General features: G+C 57.0%; 15 protein-coding genes. 2 read left to right on the forward strand and 13 right to left on the reverse strand.

Annotation, left to right across the window (positions count from 1 at the left end; all coding sequences use genetic code 11):
* Positions 1 to 675 carry a fimbrial biogenesis chaperone gene (locus ACP4QI_RS06460; protein WP_231312824.1) on the reverse strand — a complete coding sequence of 225 codons (675 nt, stop codon included), beginning with the start codon at positions 673 to 675 and terminating at the stop codon, positions 1 to 3.
* 57 nt (positions 676 to 732) lie between these two features.
* On the reverse strand, positions 733 to 1,269 hold the full coding sequence (locus tag ACP4QI_RS06465) for a fimbrial protein (RefSeq protein ID WP_142488777.1): 537 nt from the start codon (positions 1,267 to 1,269) through the stop codon (positions 733 to 735).
* A 280-nt stretch (positions 1,270 to 1,549) separates the two neighbouring features.
* Between ACP4QI_RS06465 and ybiB the strand changes: the two genes are divergently transcribed.
* Positions 1,550 to 2,515 (forward strand): DNA-binding protein YbiB, encoded by a 966-nt coding sequence (gene ybiB / locus ACP4QI_RS06470; protein ID WP_142488778.1) that lies wholly within the window; start codon positions 1,550 to 1,552, stop codon positions 2,513 to 2,515.
* A 112-nt stretch (positions 2,516 to 2,627) separates the two neighbouring features.
* On the opposite strand, the gene ybiJ is transcribed toward ybiB, so the two are convergent.
* From ybiJ to mcbA, 5 genes are all read right to left on the reverse strand, one after another.
* Positions 2,628 to 2,888: a DUF1471 family protein YbiJ gene (gene ybiJ, locus ACP4QI_RS06475; RefSeq protein ID WP_142488779.1), complete on the reverse strand. Its 261-nt coding sequence runs from the start codon at positions 2,886 to 2,888 to the stop codon at positions 2,628 to 2,630.
* 285 nt (positions 2,889 to 3,173) lie between these two features.
* On the reverse strand, positions 3,174 to 3,440 hold the full coding sequence (locus tag ACP4QI_RS06480; RefSeq protein ID WP_032617164.1) for a DksA/TraR family C4-type zinc finger protein: 267 nt from the start codon (positions 3,438 to 3,440) through the stop codon (positions 3,174 to 3,176).
* Between the two features lie 73 nt (positions 3,441 to 3,513).
* Positions 3,514 to 4,191 (reverse strand): PKHD-type hydroxylase YbiX, encoded by a 678-nt coding sequence (gene ybiX, locus ACP4QI_RS06485; RefSeq protein WP_426495031.1) that lies wholly within the window; start codon positions 4,189 to 4,191, stop codon positions 3,514 to 3,516.
* A 41-nt stretch (positions 4,192 to 4,232) separates the two neighbouring features.
* Entirely contained in the window at positions 4,233 to 6,518 is a 2,286-nt protein-coding gene (locus ACP4QI_RS06490) for a catecholate siderophore receptor Fiu (protein WP_285128278.1), read from the reverse strand.
* Between the two features lie 273 nt (positions 6,519 to 6,791).
* Positions 6,792 to 7,052, reverse strand: coding sequence for a DUF1471 family periplasmic protein McbA (gene mcbA / locus ACP4QI_RS06495; protein WP_142488782.1), 261 nt, complete (start codon positions 7,050 to 7,052; stop codon positions 6,792 to 6,794).
* Between the two features lie 241 nt (positions 7,053 to 7,293).
* Here mcbA and rlmF point away from each other — a divergent pair, with 241 nt between their 5' ends.
* Positions 7,294 to 8,208, forward strand: a complete 915-nt coding sequence (gene rlmF, locus ACP4QI_RS06500; protein WP_197090567.1) for a 23S rRNA (adenine(1618)-N(6))-methyltransferase RlmF — start codon at positions 7,294 to 7,296, stop codon at positions 8,206 to 8,208.
* 36 nt (positions 8,209 to 8,244) lie between these two features.
* Here rlmF and ybiO read toward each other — a convergent pair whose 3' ends face one another.
* The 6 genes from ybiO to rhtA all read right to left on the reverse strand — a co-directional run bounded on the left by ybiO (position 8,245) and on the right by rhtA (position 14,856).
* Positions 8,245 to 10,455 carry a mechanosensitive channel protein gene (gene ybiO / locus ACP4QI_RS06505; RefSeq protein ID WP_285128276.1) on the reverse strand — a complete coding sequence of 737 codons (2,211 nt, stop codon included), beginning with the start codon at positions 10,453 to 10,455 and terminating at the stop codon, positions 8,245 to 8,247.
* Between the two features lie 125 nt (positions 10,456 to 10,580).
* Entirely contained in the window at positions 10,581 to 11,303 is a 723-nt protein-coding gene (gene glnQ, locus ACP4QI_RS06510; protein WP_142488785.1) for a glutamine ABC transporter ATP-binding protein GlnQ, read from the reverse strand.
* A complete protein-coding gene (gene glnP, locus ACP4QI_RS06515) occupies positions 11,300 to 11,959 on the reverse strand; it encodes a glutamine ABC transporter permease GlnP (protein WP_039029408.1) in 660 nt (219 codons plus the stop codon). Before glnP ends, glnQ begins: the two co-directional genes overlap by 4 nt.
* 117 nt (positions 11,960 to 12,076) lie before the next feature.
* A complete protein-coding gene (gene glnH, locus ACP4QI_RS06520) occupies positions 12,077 to 12,823 on the reverse strand; it encodes a glutamine ABC transporter substrate-binding protein GlnH (protein ID WP_142488786.1) in 747 nt (248 codons plus the stop codon).
* A gap of 361 nt (positions 12,824 to 13,184) precedes the next feature.
* Positions 13,185 to 13,688 carry a DNA starvation/stationary phase protection protein Dps gene (gene dps, locus ACP4QI_RS06525; protein ID WP_142488788.1) on the reverse strand — a complete coding sequence of 168 codons (504 nt, stop codon included), beginning with the start codon at positions 13,686 to 13,688 and terminating at the stop codon, positions 13,185 to 13,187.
* A 280-nt stretch (positions 13,689 to 13,968) separates the two neighbouring features.
* Positions 13,969 to 14,856 (reverse strand): threonine/homoserine exporter RhtA, encoded by an 888-nt coding sequence (gene rhtA / locus ACP4QI_RS06530; protein WP_426495030.1) that lies wholly within the window; start codon positions 14,854 to 14,856, stop codon positions 13,969 to 13,971.
* Positions 14,857 to 14,940: the final 84 nt, after the last annotated feature.

Genomic DNA, 14,940 nt, shown 5'->3' on the forward strand with positions numbered 1-14,940 from the left:
TTAGTGCAAAGGCGCAGACCAGGCGTGGCTTACCGCGCCGTAGTCGTTGATGATTTTCCAGGAAACCGTGCTCCCGGTGATGCCGCCCGGCACGGCAAAGTGCGCGTCGCTGTCGGGGGCCACCCAGGTCACATTGTCGGCTTTTTTACCGCCGACGGTGATGGTCTGGAAGTTCATGTAAAAGGGCGTCGGGTTGCTCACCACCAGGCTATTGCCCTGCTTATGCCAGCGTAATTTACCCGCCACCTCGTCCGGTTTGCCGTTAATCCCGCTCGGGCGGTAGATCAGTTTGATTCGCGTTTTAATGGCGATTTGCAGGGTGTTACTGCTCTCTTCCCGGGAGGTGGACGGAATGGATTTGATATTCAGCCAGTAGAGCGATTCGCGATCGGTCGGCAACGTGCCCCCGGTGCGCACCACGCGCAGGATGTTGTCCTGTTTGCCATCAAGGCGAAACAGCGGCGGGGTGATAAGAAACGGCGCTTTATTCCGCGCAGAATCGGCGCTCTCCACCCAGGATTGCACCAGATAGTCGAGGTTATCCGGGTTGGAAAGCCCTAACGACGCTTCTTTTTTATCTCCCTGATAGATTAGACGGGTCCCTTCGATAATCACCCCGGCGTGAGCGGCGGTGGTAATGAATAACAGGGCGGCGATGAAAACAGATTTACGCATGGCGGGACTCTGATAAAGCAGGCGGTGCCTGACCGCAGAGGGCCAGGCAGCGCAGGATTAGTTGTACATGACGGTAAAGGTGGAGACCGCATTCGCCGGGCCGGCGGTGATGGTGCTGCCGGTCTGGATATAGCGTGCGCCAAACACCAGATCGTTGGTGGTGGTGCCGGACTGTAGCGTATAGCTGGTGGAGGCGGTGTACAGGCTCAGTGGATTTTCTGTCTTATCCAGCAGCTGGATACCGACGCCGGTGGCGGCACCGGTGCCTGGCGTTACCGCCAGCACGTTGGCGTTGGTACCGTCAGCGGAGCCACCAAAGGTGATCGCCGCGCTGGTGATGGTTTCCGGGCAGTCTTTCAGCTGGATATCAAAACGGGTGGTTGAAGTGGTCGAGCCTGAACCGGTAAAGGCCGTTTGTGAGACTTTGCCGAGGGAAACATCCAGCGGGCTGCTGACGCCATTCACCACCTGACAGGCGGAGTCGATGATTTCGCCAGTGAAATTAATCTGTCCCTCGCCGCTGTTTGCAGCCCAGGCAGAGACAGAACAACATAATGCAGTGGCAATAAAGGTGCCGGAGACAATTTTACGCATAATAATTCCTGAATAAATTCCGGGGGTAATAACATCCGTTGTGATGAACTGCGGTAAAAAGTGGGGCAACTTTTTACCGGGTAGATAATTTACGTAATTAATTAATTTCGGATAACTATTGGTCGGGTCAATAGTGATTCCGATAACGGTTGAATTTTTATTTTTACTGAAATTACAAGGGGATGGTGTTATTGCCGCCCGGCAGCGATAAGAGAAATGTCTGTCCGATGGCGCCTTATCAACGCTATAGTGTTAACAAGATGTCACAAGGAGAAAGAACGTGGATTATCGCAAAATTATCAAAGAGGTCGGGCGGGGGAAAAACCACGCCCGCGACCTGGATCAGGAGACCGCCCGGGCGCTCTATACCGCGATGCTGAACGGCGAGGTACCGGATCTGGAGATGGGCGGCATTCTGATTGCCCTGCGTATTAAGGGCGAAGGCGAAGCCGAAATGCGCGGTTTCTACGAAGCGATGCAGGCGCAAACCCTGCGCCTGACGCCTCCGGTGGCGAAGCCGATGCCGGTGGTGATCCCGAGCTATAACGGCGCGCGCAAGCAGGCTAACCTGACCCCGCTGCTGGCTATTCTGCTGAACAAGCTGGGGTTTCCGGTAGTGGTACACGGGATAAGTGAAGATCCCACCCGCGTGCTGACGGAAACCATTTTTACCCTGCTGGGCATCGAGCCGACACGTCACGGCGGCCAGGCGCAGGCGAAGCTCGAGGGGCATCATCCGGTCTATATTCCGGTGAGCACCCTGTGCCCGCCGCTGGAAAAACAGCTGGCGATGCGCTGGCGGATGGGGGTGCGCAACAGCGCCCATACCCTCGCCAAGCTGGCGACGCCCTTTGCGGAAGATGCCGCCCTGCGCCTCTCCAGCGTCTCGCACCCGGAGTACGTCACCCGCGTGGCGACCTTTTTTGCCGATATTGGCGGTCGGGGGCTGTTGATGCACGGCACCGAAGGGGAAGTGTATGCCAACCCGCAGCGCTGCCCGCAGCAAACCCTGATTGACCCGACGGCGGGAACCCGGGTGGTGCTGGAGCGCGGAGAGGAGAACAGCGACGTCTCCCTGCCGCAGGCCAAAGATCCTGAAACGACCGCCCGCTGGATAGAGAGTTGCCTGGCCGGGCGTGAAGCGGTGCCGCACGCTCTGAAGCTACAGATGGCCTGCTGCCTGCTGGCGACCGGACAGGTAGAGACGGTCGACGCCGGGCTGGCGCGGGTTAACCAGAGTTTTTAAATAAAAAAAGGCCCGTCCAGCGATGGACGGGCCAAAAAAATAACAACAGGGTCAATGAGGGTTGGAGCATCTCGCCAGCGAACTGGCGAGCAGAGCAGAGATAAGGGTCCGGTTATTTGTAGATAACCGCAGTACCGCTCAGTTTGTTGTTGGTGTTGGCGGAGGTAATGGTGTAACCGGTCGCGCCAGCCGCTTCAGCTTTCGCTGCCAGGCGAGCTTCCAGACCGTCCAGCGTGGTCGCGCCTTCAGCACTCACCACACCGATTTTGTTCATGCTGTTTGCCTGAGCGGCGCTGATAGATTCCGCAGCGAAAGCACCGAAGGAGAGGGTAGTCAGGGCAACAGCGGCAACAGCATATTTAATGGTTTTCATCGTTAGTATCTCGCAGGTTATTCTGTTAAGGGGACGTTGTTCCGTCGATGTGATAAGTATCACGCTTTTTTACGAGAGATAAAATCGAAGAGAATTGACGACATCATTCGAAAAATTTGAATGACAAATAAGTTATTGAATATTAATAAATTCAGTGAATGGATTTACGTTTCTTGCCGTTGCGCTTTACAGAGGGAAGGGTGAGGGCACGTTTTGCGAAACGCACCGCAAAAAATCGTGCTCAAAAAAGAAACCGCTTGCGTGGCGTTGCTGCCGCCAGGCCAGTCATCGTAACTGGCTGTCTTTCGATCCTCTGCGATTATATCCTGCATGCGATGCATTATGTGAATCTTTCTCCTGCTGGCAGGCGATGCACAGCCGGACGCCGGGCACCGCTTTACGCCGCGCTTCGGGGATGGGCTCCCCGCACTCTTCACAGGTTTTCAGGCTCTCACCCTGCGGGATCTCGCCCCGCGCCCGCGCCACCGCATCTTCAATGGTACTGTTGATCTGTTCATTAACGGCGTCATCATTCGCCCAACCGGAAGCCATAAACCCCTCCTGACAGGATATTGCGCTGTACCAGTAACTATGGGGCTAAAAAACGCACAATCAAGGCGAAGGGCTAGATTTCAGACCATTCACGCAGCAGGTTATGGTAGAGGTTGAGCAGGGAGAGCACTTCGTCACTTTCGCCATGGCGGCCGCGCAGAGTCTGGATGTTGCGGTCCAGCTCGAACAGCATGGCGCGCTTTTTATCGTCGCGGATCATCGACTGGATCCACATAAAGGAGGCTACCCGCACGCCCGCGGTCACCGGGGTCACGCAGTGCAGGCTGCTGGAGGGATAGAGGACCAGATCCCCTGCCGGGAGCTTGACGCTGTGCTGGCCGTAGGTGTCGTTAACCACCAGCTCGCCACCCTCGTAGCTGTCGGGCTCGCTTAAAAAGAGGGTGGCCGAGAGATCGGTCCGCATCCAGCCGCTTTGCGGGTGACTGCGCACGGCGCCGTCGACGTGAAAGCCGTAAGTTTCCTGCTGCTGATAGCGGTTAAACAGCGGGCTGGAGATCTGGCGCGGCAGGGCGGCGGCAAAAAAGAGCGCGTGCTGATTCACCGCCTGCAACACCGCCGCCTGCAGGGTGGCGTACAGCGGACTTTGCGTGTCGACCTGCTGGTTATTTTTGACCTGCGCACCCTGGTTGCCCACGGTGGCACGGCCGTCGATCCACGGGGCCTGATCCAGCTGAGCGCGGAAGTGCGCTACCTCATCGGCGTTCAGCACGCCCGGAATGTGATACATCATAAAAGGTTCTCCGAAAGGTGGGGCCGAAGCCCCACGCGGGATCAGAAGTGCATGTTCGCCGTTAACATAAAGGTGCGCGGCTCACCCGGATGGTAGCGGTAGCCACTCTTGTTGATGGAGGCGACATAATCTTCATCAAACAGGTTGTAGACGTTGAGCTGCATATCGAGGTTGCGGTTGACGCGATAGCCCAGTTTGGCATCGGCCACCCAGTAGCCTTCGGTGAAGGACGGGGTACCCACCGCGCCGTCAGAGCCACGATGCATGCTGCCGATGTAGCGCGCGCCGGCACCCACGGAGATCGCATCCGTGGCCTGGTACTGGCTCCACAGGGTGAAGGCATGTTCCGGAGTATACGGCAGGGAAGAGGTGCCATCCTGCGCCACGTCACTGCCGGTGCGCACGCTAGCGCGCTGCTGAGTATAACCGCCTATGACCTGCCAGGCCGGAGTGATGTTGCCCGCGGCAGACAGCTCATAGCCTTCGATACGTTTTTTACCGTACTGCGAATAGGTACCGTCATCGTTCTGCTCGACTTCGTTTTCGATGTCGGTGCGGAAGACGGCCGCGGTCAGCAGGAGACGTTTATCCAGCACTTCCCACTTGGTGCCCAGCTCGCTGGTCTTGGCCTTCTGCGGTTTAAAGTCCGTGCGGTTGGCGCTGCTGCCGGTGCCGCCCTGGGCCAGGGCAAAGTTATTGCCGCCCGGCGGCTGCTGGGAAATAGCGTAATTGACGTAAATATTGCCGTGCTCGGTCAGATGGTAGAGCGCCCCGGCTTTCCAGTTGACCAGGTTACCGGAGGTGGCGGTATCCACCGTAGTGACCGGCGAGCCTTTAGGCGTGCCGGCCGGGCAGGCAACCGCCCCGCGACCCGTGCCGCCGCAGATGCTGGCGCTGTCATATTCGGTGTGATACGTATCGAGACGAATTCCGCCGTTCAGCTCGAAGTCACGGGTGACCTGGAGCGTATCAAAGGCGTAAATCCCGAAGGTATCGGTCCGACCGTTGGCGTTGGCACCGCTGTTGTTCAGACCGCCCAGGCTGACGTTGCTGTTCGGGTGATAGATATTCACCGGCGGCGGGGTGATGGCATCCACGCCATAGTTGGTCTGGGTTTCGCGGGTGAACTCCACCCCGGTGCTGATATCGTGGCCGACGCTGCCGGTATAGAATTTGGTCGTCAGGTTGGTCTGGTTGGTCAGGATCTTGTTGCTGACATCTTTGGTGTTGGCGTTACGCGACCAGGTCCAGGTGTCCACGTTGTTGCGATCGGGCTGGGTGATGTTGGTGGCCCCACCCATCACGGCGGTCATCAGATAATCCTGCTTCACCCGCGACCAGCGCGTGGTGTTCCGCACGGTGGTGTTGTCGTTGAAGTCGTGCTCAAAGCGCACCGTGGCGGTGTCGGAGGTGGAGTCGTCGTAATCGGAATCGGTGCCGTAGAAGTTGCTGGTATCCACTTTGCCGGAGTGATTCAGCGCCGCAGTGCCCGCCGATGGCGCAGAGTAGCCCGGCAGCCCGATGGTCGGGATGCCGCCGTCCGGGGTGTTGTGCTGAGTCACGTGCAGGTAGTTCAGATACAGACGGTTTTCCGTTCCCAGACCAAAGGCGAGGGAAGGGGCTACGCCGTAGCGTTCGTTCTTAACGTTATCGCGTCCTTCGTCGTGGGTTTTTTCACCCATCAGGTTCAGACGAAACGCCGAGGTGTCACCCATCACCTGGTTAATATCGAGGGTACCGCGACGCATGTACGCGCTGCCAATGCTGGCGGAGGCATCAATACCCGAGTCCAGACGCGGCTGTTTGCTGATCATATTGATGGAGCCGCTGGGTGCGCTACGGCCGTAATCGCTGCCGGATGGCCCTTTAATCACCTCGACCTGTTCGGTGTTAAAGGTATCGCGCGTAGTGGTGCTGATGTCGCGGATACCGTCAACGTAAATGCTGTTCGAGGTGTCCACGCCGCGCATGTACACCGCGTCGCCGGTAGTGGAGTTACCGTTTTCACCGGCAAAGAAAGCCCCCACGCCCGGAACGTTTTTCAGGGCGTCGGTCAGGTTGGTGGTGCCCTGATCCTTCAGCACCTGTTCGGAGATAACGGTCATAGTGCGGGTGGTATCTGCCACCGGGCGGCTGAACTTCGCGTCGGCAGACTTCTGCGGCGCATAAAGCGAAGGTTGCGCCGCTTCTACCACCAGGGTGTCGTCAGACTTTTTATCGTTATTCTCCGCCGAGATAGCACTCGCTACCGGGGAGAGGCCAATACACAGCCCCGCAAAAAAGGTCAGCGAGCTGAAGCTGTTCGGAACGTTGCGATTTTTATCCATATTGTTTAGCGACTTATAATTTTTAGAATCGAGTTTCCATTACGTTGTCAGGCAGGTCTGTGCCTTTTCCTTTGCCACGTGAATAACCGTAATGAACCTACAAATGATAATAATTGTGATAAACATTATCATTTGGCGTGACTTTTTATCACTCTCGCCAACAAAATGAAATACGTAAATTTACATTGCCTGCTAAAAAACTTCACAAAGTGGATTTTGGATAAAAAACGAACTGCACCCCAGAGGATGCAGTGTGTAGTGCAGAGCGGGGAACTATTTGTAGATGGTGGCAGTACCAAACATGTTGTTGTCGCCGCTGGCAGAGTTCACAACATAGCCTTTAGCACCTTTTTCACGCGCTTTTTCAGCCAGTTTGTCCTGCAGGTCGTCGAGGTCTCTTGCGCCCGAAGCCTGCACGGTTCCGGCTGGCCTCAGTTGACTGGTGTCGCCGCTGCTGAGTGATTCAATCGACCATGCAGCAAACGACGCGCCTGCCAGTGAAGCGGCAGCGAGCATTACCAGGTATTTTTTCATAATCACTTCCTCTGATTGACAACGGGTGGTGCACACTAAGTGTAGAACGGGTCAGAGTGTGATTTAGTGCAAAAAATTGATGATGATCTGCTTATTTTTTGAACGACATATTTTGACAATTTCATGACAAATCAGCGACATACAGGTGGCTGATTTTTGGTGTTTTATTCTGCGGCGCAGAGAAATATTTACCGTTGCGCCCGCAACGGGTATCTTACGCCGCTGTTTACAGGAGAACGCCATGACACCCGAGAAGCCGGGGTTGCACCCACGCAACCGCCACCGCAGCCGTTACGATATGAATGCCTTATGCGAGAGCTGTCCGGCACTGCGCGAATTTATCACCGAAACCCCGACGGGCGAGCCGACGGTGAACTTTGCCGATCCCCAGGCGGTGAAGACGCTGAACAAGGCGCTGCTTGCTCATTTCTACGGCGTGGCGCAGTGGGATATTCCGGACGGCTACCTCTGTCCGCCGGTGCCGGGGCGCGCCGACTATATTCACCATCTTGCCGATCTGTTGGCGGAAGGGAATAACGGCACGGTACCTGCCCAGGCGACGATCCTGGATATTGGTACCGGCTCCAACCTGATCTACCCGCTGATTGGCGTGCATGAGTACGGTTGGCGCTTCACCGGCAGCGAGGTGGATCCGCAGGCGTTTGCCAACGCCACCGCCATCATTAACGGCAACCCCGGTATGGCCCGCGCCATTCGTCTGCGCCGCCAGAAAGAGGCTTCCGCCATTTTTGCCGGGGTGATCCATAAAAACGAACAGTACGATGCTACTCTGTGCAACCCGCCGTTCCACGATTCCGCTGAATCAGCTCGGGCGGGCAGCGAGCGTAAGCGCCGCAACCTCGGCCAGGCGGCCGATGCCGCGCTGAACTTTGGCGGCCAGCAGCAGGAGCTGTGGTGCGAAGGGGGCGAAGTGGCCTTTATCAAGAAGATGATTGCCGAGAGCGCCCAGTTTGCCCGTCAGGTGAAGTGGTTTACTACTCTGGTCTCGCGCAGCGAAAACCTGCCGCCGCTGTATCGCGCCCTGACGGACGTCGGCGCGGTGAAGGTGGTGAAAAAAGAGATGGCCCAGGGTCAAAAGCAGAGCCGCTTTATCGCCTGGACATTTATGGATAACGACAAACGTCGCCAGCGCTAACGGGTCTTCCCCCCGGTGGCGCTACGCTTGCCGGGGCTACAACGTGGGTTCCTGTGGCGGCGGGGCTGAGCCCGGCGACGGCAGCAGCTGATACATCTGCACCGGCATCCGCACTTCCGCCAGGTCGAAGTGTTTTTTCACCATGCTATCGAGGGCGAAACGCACCGTCCACTGCTTTAGCGGCTGGGTGGTGAAGGAGACGCGCAGCGTAAAGGCGGTGCTGGTCAGCCCGACAATCCCGGCAAACGACGGCTCGCCGATAATCAGGCCGCGAATATCCTCTCTCTCCAGCAGTTCATCCACCGCCGCTTTCAGCGCCTGCTTCGCTTTCTCGGCATCTTCATGTCTGTCCACATCGTAGTTCGCCACCACCGAACCGATGCCGCGGACAAAGTTGGCGAAGGTGGTGATCGAAGACCAGGGAATAATGTGGTACGCCCCGGTATCCTGCCGCACCCCCACCGAACGAATCGACATTCGCTCTACCGTGCCGGTTAGCGGCCCGATGGTCACCAGATCCCCGGTGTTCATCCCGTTTTCAAACTGAATAAAGATGCCGGTGATGATGTCTTTCACCAGCGTCTGGGAACCAAAGGAGATCGCCAGCCCCAGCGCCCCGGCACCGGCCAGCAGCGGGGCGATATTCACGCCAATTTCCGACAGCACAATCATGATGGTGATGGTGCTGATCACCACCGCCAGCGCGTTGCGGAACAGCGTCAACAGCGTGCGGGCGCGGGCGCTGGGCAGCGGCCGGCCATGAATATCCGAGGAGAGCCGGTTCTCAATCAGGCTCGCCAGAATCGTCCAGCCAATGGCGGAGAAGAAGAGGATCAGCGCGATGCGGATCAGAATATCCACCGTCTTTTCACCGGCACCGTTGTGCAGCCAGTTCCAGAAGTCGAACAGCCCCCAGGCGCTGAGCAACAGCATAATGGCGACACAGACCGTCAGGAACCGCGCCACCTTCAGCGACACGGAGATCCAGCCGTTCAACCGCTTTTGCAGCTCCGGATAGCTGCGCTGCACGTGCGGCGACAGGGTGATGGTTTTAGCCAGCCAGCGCGACAGCAGCCCCGACACAAAGGCGGCGATGCCGACGATCGCCAGGCTGCGGAAGGTCGCTCCCATCATAAATTTGAGGCTGTTTCCCGGGTCGAACAGGGAGAAGAAGCACAGCACGATAAAATAGGCGCTCGCCAGCCAGTGCCACACCAGGGCGAAGGCGCGAATAAACAGGCTGAAAAAGGCGAGGGAGCGGTCGGCCAGGTGCAGCAGCCCCTCGGTAATGGCGCGTTTGTTGTGAAAAATCAGGTACAGCGCCCAGACGGTGATGCAGAGCATAATCAGCACGTTGGCCAGGGCGCCGATCTGCACGTTAACCTGGTTAGAGATAATGGGCACCGCCACCAGCAGGCCATAGCCGATCATCCCGCTCAGGATGCTCAGCCGGAGCGACCAGTAGTGGGCGGCGCGATCGCTGATGGCAAAGGGGCGCAGGTCGGGCACCCGCGGGCAGAATATCAGACGCAGGATCGCTTTGAAGAACTCAATCAGCGCGAAGGCGTTGAGGAATAGCGTCTGCTGGAAGGCGATGGTGGGATTGCCGGTATTGAGATATTCGCTGAGGATCTGGCCGATAAACAGGGTCAGCGCCAGCAGCAGCAGGTCGATAATAAAGGCGCTGGCGATGGTCAGCGGCAGGTGGACCCAGCTGCTGGTCTCCCGGTTCTTTCTGCGTCCCCAGCTGCCCATTTTGCGGTACAGCGGCCAGGCGCAGAGCCTCACCAGCCAGTAGAAGGCAAAAACTAACCCGGCGAGGAGCAGAAACTGCCGCGCGGCAACGACGAAAGTCTGCGGGTTAAAGGGCTTATGCGGGGAGCCGATCAGGTTGCGGTAGAGCTGGGCGAAGCGGGTGGAGAGCGCATCGCCGTAATGGCGGCTGATGTCGGTCACGTTCTCCAGCACGGTCTTCTCTTCGGCGATCTCCGGCGGGGTGATTTTGGGCACCGGCTCCTGGGGAGGCGTCGCGGCCACGCTGCGCAGCTGGGAGATCAGCTCCTGGCGCGAGGCGTCATTTTCCAGAACATCCGCCAGCGCGGAATAGGCGGCCTTCTTCTGCTCAACGTCCGGCTCGGCGGCCGGAGTGGTCGCTTCAGCTGGGGTGGCAGCAGGAACGCCCGGCAGGCTGACGGCCTGTGCAGGCAGGCAAAACAGGCTTATCAGGAGCAGCAGGATCCAGGGCACGGCGTCCTCCGGTGACAATATTGTGCAAAGTGATAAGTATAGAAGGCGAACGGAAGCGGGGGGTTTTTGGGAAGATTCCGGAGGAATCGTAGGCCGGGCAAGCGTCAGCGCCGCCCGGCGTTAAATTACGAAACGTGCTGGAGGAAATCCTGCAAACGCTGGCTCGGTGGGTTTTCAATCAACGCCTGCGGATTGCCATCTTCGGCAATACGGCCTTTGTCGATGAAGATCAGGCGCGAGGCCACTTTCTCGGCAAAGCCGATTTCGTGGGTCACGATCACCATCGTCATCCCTTCTTCCGCCAGATCCTGCATAACCTTCAGTACTTCGTGGCGCAGTTCCGGGTCGAGGGCCGAGGTCGGCTCATCGAACAGCATCATCTTCGGTTTGACCGCCAGCGCACGGGCAATCGCCACGCGCTGCTGCTGACCACCGGAGAGCTCGGACGGATAGTGATGCCCGCGCTCCGCCAGTCCGACTTTCGCCAGCAGCTCTTTTGCAAGCTGCTCGGCGGCCGCTTTGTTGGCACCGCGCACGCGCAGAGGGCCGAACATCACGTTCTCCAGCGCCGTCAGATGCGGGAACAGATAGAACTGTTGGAACACCATTCCGGCTTCCTGGCGGATCAGACGCTCGTCCACCTTCGGGTCGTTGACCTTCAGACCGTCGACAATCAGATCGCCGCTGGTGATCTCTTCCAGCTTGTTGATGCAGCGCAGCAGGGTCGATTTACCGGAGCCGGACGGCCCGATAATCACCACCACTTCGCCGGTCTGGATCTGGAGATCGATATTGTGCAGCACCTGGGTCTGACCAAAGTGCTTGGAAACGTTTTTAAATTCAATCACAGGATTTTCATCCTTCTTTCAAGACGACGCAGCACGAAGCTCAGTGCCAGGGTAATAATAAGATAGACCACTGCAACGGCGCTCCAGATCTCCAGGGCGCGGAAGTTACCGGCAATGATCTCCTGGCCCTGACGGGTCAGTTCAGCGACGCCGATAACAATGAACAGTGAGGTATCTTTAATGCTGATGATCCACTGGTTGCCCAGCGGCGGCAGCATACGACGCAGCGCCAGGGGGAGGATCACGTGGCGGATGGTTTCGCGACGGGAAAGACCCAGCGCCAGACCGGCCTCGCTAAAGCCCTTGTGGATCGACAGCACCGCACCGCGGGTGATCTCAGCGATATAGGCACCGGAGTTGATCATGATGGTAACCACCGCCGCGCTGAACGGGTCAATGCGCAGATCGGTAAAGGCCATCGGCAGGGCGAAGTAGATAAACATCACCTGCACCACAATCGGCGTGCCGCGGATCACTTCGATGAAAACCAGTGCTACGTGGTTGGCTATCCAGCCGCCGTAGGTGCGGGCAAAACCGGCAACAAGGCCGATAATCAACCCGCCAACCAGACCGAGGACCGAAATCCACAGGGTCATTTTGGCGCCTTCAAGCAAGAGAGGAATGGCAGGCCAGATGGCGCTCCAGTCAAACTGCATGATGTATTCCTGTATACCGTGGTGAAAACAAAAAATTAGCCAGGGGGATGACTAAAATTGTAGGCCCGGTAAGCGCAAGCGCCACCGGGCGGTGCAGTTCCTGTTTAACAGGCTGTTTTATTTAGGTTCAGTACCGAACCATTTTTTATAGATTTCGTTGTAGGTGCCGTTCTCTTTCAGGGTTTTCAGCGCGCCGTTCACCTTGGTACGCAGCTCGTCGCTGCCTTTCGGGAAGGCGATACCGTATTCCTGCGCTTCCAGAGATTCACCTACCGCTTTGAACTTGCCGTTGCCTGCGGTTTTGATGAAGTACAGGATATTTGGCGTGTCGTGCAGCACGGCGTCAGCACGGTTGGTGCCCAGCTCCATGTACGCGTTATCGATGTTCGGGAACTGGCGCAGGTCTTTGGTTTTGATGTTGGCTTTAGCGTAATCAACAGAACCGGTGCCGCTCTTCACCGCGACCACTTTGCCGTCGAGATCTTTCGCGCTTTTCACGTCGTTGTTGTCCGCTTTCACCATGACCAGCAGGCCGCTTTTGTAGTAGCCGTCAGAGAAGTCGATAGCTTTTTTACGTGCGTCAGTGATGGTGATACCGGCCAGCGCCAGGTCAACGTTTTTGGTTTGCAGTGCCGGAACGATGCCGCTGAAGTCCATTGGCTTCAGGGTGTAGTCCAGTTTCAGTTCTTTCGCGACGGCCGCCCACAGATCCACGTCAAAACCAACGTACTGATCGCCCTGCTTAAATTCAAACGGTACGAAGGCGGTGTCGGTGGCGACAATCAGTTTTTTATCAGCAGCCTGAGAAGAAACCGCAAAAGCCAGGGTAAGTGCAGCCAGTGAAACTTTTAATACAGACTTCATAGCATTTCCTTTTATATCCACGGGGCGATCCCCTGCGAGAACGAACGGCTCTATGAAAAAATCGTGCCAACTTTGCAACAGGTTGTTTTTAAAAGGCCAGCACGCATTTCATTGCACAAAAAGTGTAGCAATGTCGGCGGATTGCACCATAACGAAGCACTGTTTTGGTGCAGCGCTACGCCATCACTAACGGTTATGCTATTAAGCGCAAATATTGATGAGAAAACAATCTTTCGTTAACGATTGTGTGAGGTGATTATTACAAATGCTTTACGTTTGCGGCGGGAAAGGTGAAATGTGTGCACTATAAAAGTGCAAAACCCCCGCCGGAGGCGAGGGTGTAATAGCAAAATGCTATGGATTACTCAATGTTAGACTCGATGAACCACAGGAACTGATCCAGGTCGCGGGAGGCCGCGGTCAGAATGTCAGCGGTATCTTCGTCTTTAGCTTCACCAATCGCTTTACGTACGTCGTTAGCCACGACAGCGTAACGATCCGCCAGCTCTTTCAGGTGATCCTGCACGCTGTGGATGTCCAGCGGGTAGCTTTTCAGCGCCGTTTTGCTGTTGATCACCTGGGTAGTGCCCAGCGCCACGCCGCCCAGCTGCACGGCACGTTCCGCCATGGTATCCAGATGGGTAGTCAGTGCGGTACGGAAGCCATCCAGCATCTCGTGGACAGCAATAAAGTTAGCGCCGCGCATATTCCAGTGGGCCTGTTTGGTAATCAGCGACAGGTCAATAAACTGGATCACCTGGCGATTCAGCAACTCAATCGTCGCTTTCTTATCGCTGTCAGAGACATCGTTACGGGTATAGAGCAGATTAGGTGCTTTCGTTTTTACCAGTTTAGCGGTAGGCATAATCTCATTTCCTCTTGATGTTGGCGTCCAAAGTAATTTCCGAAATCAAGTATAGCACCGGCTATAGAAGGCGCGATTGGGTCCTGCCTATTGGTTTAATAGAGAGGGGCGGGTTGTGATAGTTAACCAGTTGATAATAAAAAGATATTTATATTTTAGGGTAAATTTATCTTATTTTCACCGGGCGGGTGAGAGGCAAAGGGGATATTTCAAAATAATGACGGTTATTGCGAATGGGAATATTTCGCCGGGAAACCTATCCCCGGCAAAATAATATCGGTTAGCGGATATCCACCTCTTCAACTTTACTCTCCCGGCGCAGGGTGAGCGTCGACCCCATCGACGCGGCAATGATCGAGCAGAGCGCCAGCGTCTGGGTAAAGGTCAGAGATTCGCCCAGGAACACCATCCCGGACATGGCCGCCAGGGCGGGCTCCATGCTCATCAGGGTGCCGAAGATGCGCGTCGGCAGACGCGTCAGGGCAATCATCTCCAGCGAGTAGGGAAGTGCGGTTGAGAGCACCGCCACCGCCAGGCCCACCGGCAGGATCGACCACTGCCAGATCGACTCGCTGGCCTGCGCCATTCCCAGCGGTACAAAGACGATGGCGGCGATCAGCGACCCCAGCGCCACGGTGGCCGGGCCGTGCTCTTCCCCGGCACGCTGCCCGGTAAGAATGTAGACTGCCCAGCAGGCCCCCGCGCCCAGCGCCAGGGCCGCGCCGGTCAGGTCAACGTGCGAGACGTCCTGACCCAGCGGCAGCAGAAACCACAGCCCCAGCACCGCCAGCACCACCCAGACAAAGTCCACCGGACGACGGGAGGAGAACAGGGCTACCGCCAGCGGGCCGGTGAACTCCAGCGCCACGGCGATCCCCAGCGGCACCGTCTGAATCGACAGGTAGAAGAGATAGTTCATCGCCCCCAGCGACAGCCCGTAAAACAGCAGGGGCAAGCGTTGCTCTTTCTTAAAACGCAGCCGCCAGGGTTTAAAGATCACGACCAGAATCAGGGTACCGAGCGCAATACGCAGCGCCGTCACGCCAGGGGCGCCCACGATCGGGAAGAGCGATTTTGCCAGCGAGGCGCCGCTCTGAATCGAGAGCATGGCAATGAGAATGACAATTACGGGCAACCAGACTGGCGCCCTGCGAGACAACCCAGGCATCCTTTCTCCTGTCAATTTCTGTCAAAGGAAGTAAAGAGGGGGAGTGTAAAGGAAATAACGCCGCACGGTTGAGACTTTGTTGAA

Source organism: Leclercia sp. TB492 (assembly GCF_049974505.2).
GTDB classification, from domain to species: Bacteria; Pseudomonadota; Gammaproteobacteria; order Enterobacterales; family Enterobacteriaceae; genus Enterobacter; species Enterobacter adecarboxylatus_C.

What these genes read in the sequence shown, in the direction of transcription:
- ACP4QI_RS06460 (WP_231312824.1), bottom strand. Translation starts at nt 675, where the DNA reads ATGCGTAAATCTGTTTTCATCGCCGCCCTGTTATTCATTACCACCGCC.
- ACP4QI_RS06465 (WP_142488777.1), bottom strand. Translation starts at nt 1,269, where the DNA reads ATGCGTAAAATTGTCTCCGGCACCTTTATTGCCACTGCATTATGTTGT.
- ybiJ (WP_142488779.1), bottom strand. Translation starts at nt 2,888, where the DNA reads ATGAAAACCATTAAATATGCTGTTGCCGCTGTTGCCCTGACTACCCTC.
- ACP4QI_RS06480 (WP_032617164.1), bottom strand. Translation starts at nt 3,440, where the DNA reads ATGGCTTCCGGTTGGGCGAATGATGACGCCGTTAATGAACAGATCAAC.
- ybiX (WP_426495031.1), bottom strand. Translation starts at nt 4,191, where the DNA reads ATGATGTATCACATTCCGGGCGTGCTGAACGCCGATGAGGTAGCGCAC.
- ACP4QI_RS06490 (WP_285128278.1), bottom strand. Translation starts at nt 6,518, where the DNA reads ATGGATAAAAATCGCAACGTTCCGAACAGCTTCAGCTCGCTGACCTTT.
- mcbA (WP_142488782.1), bottom strand. Translation starts at nt 7,052, where the DNA reads ATGAAAAAATACCTGGTAATGCTCGCTGCCGCTTCACTGGCAGGCGCG.
- rlmF (WP_197090567.1), top strand. Translation starts at nt 7,294, where the DNA reads ATGACACCCGAGAAGCCGGGGTTGCACCCACGCAACCGCCACCGCAGC.
- glnP (WP_039029408.1), bottom strand. Translation starts at nt 11,959, where the DNA reads ATGCAGTTTGACTGGAGCGCCATCTGGCCTGCCATTCCTCTCTTGCTT.
- glnH (WP_142488786.1), bottom strand. Translation starts at nt 12,823, where the DNA reads ATGAAGTCTGTATTAAAAGTTTCACTGGCTGCACTTACCCTGGCTTTT.
- dps (WP_142488788.1), bottom strand. Translation starts at nt 13,688, where the DNA reads ATGCCTACCGCTAAACTGGTAAAAACGAAAGCACCTAATCTGCTCTAT.
- rhtA (WP_426495030.1), bottom strand. Translation starts at nt 14,856, where the DNA reads ATGCCTGGGTTGTCTCGCAGGGCGCCAGTCTGGTTGCCCGTAATTGTC.